Consider the following 1,462-nt stretch of genomic DNA (forward strand, 5'->3'; position numbering starts at 1 on the left):
GCTCCCGCCGTGGTGGCGGCTCCGGCCGTGGTGGCGGTGAACGCGTCGACGATCTCGCGGAGCGTACGGAGCTTCAGGAGTTCGCCCACGTCGCCGTCCGGCCGGCCGCCGATGCGCTCCCGCACCGCGGACAGGACCTCCACCCGCTTGATCGAGTCCACCCCCAGGTCCGACTCGAGGTCCATGTCCACGTTCAGCATCGCGACCGGGTATCCCGTCCGCTCCGCCACCACGGAGAGCAGCAGTTCCCCGAACCCCGCGGCGGAGACGTCCGCGGGCACGTCCGTCGGCACCGCCTGGGCCGCGCTCGGTACGGCCGGGGCCGGTTCCGGGACGGAGACCGGTTCCGGCAGAGGCACGGGCACAGGTACCGGCCCGGGTTCGGGCAGCACGGCGGGGACGGTGGCGTACACGGCGGGGACGGTGGCGTACGCCGCGTACGCGGGCGGCGTCACCGGCTCGGCGGGTGTGGCGGGCGGGGCGGACAGCTCCGGGAGGCCCGTCTGTCCGGGCACCTGCGCCCCCAGCATCGCGGTGAGCGTCGTCTCCGTCATCCGCAGGAAGGCGAGGTGACTGTCGATCAGCATGCGCTGGCATGCCTCATGGGCCTGAGCGGTGGAGCGCTGCACGTTGTCGATCACGGCGAACCACTGGGCGGCGTCCCCACCGGCCGGGAGGGACGGGGCCACCGCCGGAGGCACCGCGGGAACGGCGGCGGAGGCGACCGCGGCGGGCGCCACTGCGGTGGAAGGGGCGGTGGCCGGGGCCGGAACCCGGACGGCGGGAGGGGGCGTCTCGGTGCGCCGCGGGGGGTTCGGCGCGGGCAGTGCCCCGGCACCGCCGGCGGGCGGGTAGAGCCGGCCGTGGTTCTTGCCGTTGATCTGCACGGTCATCCTGGGTTCGTGCTCCTCGGGTGCTGCTGCGGGTGGCTCGTACGGCGCCCACAAGTCGTCGTGGTCCAGCGGGATCCCCCGGACGGCGAGCCGGCCGAGGGCGTCGTGCAGGGAGGTGGTTCCGTCGCGTCCCCTGCGGTCCAGCGCGACCGCCAGGTGCGCGCGGTCGCCGAGGATCTGCCCGACGAGGCCGGTGAGCGTGTCACCGGCGCCGACCTCGACGAACGTCCGCACGCCCGCGGCGTACATCGCCTCGATCTCGTCGCCGAACAGCACGGGTGAGGCGAGATGGCCGGCGATCCTGCGCCGGATCTCGCCGGGTGCCGAGGGGTACACCGCGGCGTCGGCGTTCCCGTAGACGTCCAGCCGGGGCTCAGTGACCGTCAGCTTGCGCAGGTACGCGGAGAGCGGTTCGCACGCCGGGGCCACCACCGGGGAGTGGAACGCCGTCGCGGCGTCCAGCCGTCGCGTGGTGATCCCCTCCGCGGCGAGCTTCTCCTCGACGACGCGGACGGATCCCGTCGCACCGGAGAGCACGGTCTGGGCCGGGGCGTTGTGGTTGGCCAGCC

Annotated in this window: 1 protein-coding gene; it reads right to left on the minus strand. The window is 74.6% G+C overall.

What is annotated here, in order from left to right; all coding sequences use genetic code 11:
• The coding region (locus IH13_RS42865; protein WP_037842565.1) for an acyltransferase domain-containing protein at positions 1-1,462 on the minus strand (1,462 nt) is incomplete at both ends.

Origin of the sequence: Streptomyces sp. NRRL WC-3549 (assembly GCF_000721935.1) — a bacterium.
Classification (GTDB): domain Bacteria; phylum Actinomycetota; class Actinomycetes; order Streptomycetales; family Streptomycetaceae; genus Streptomyces.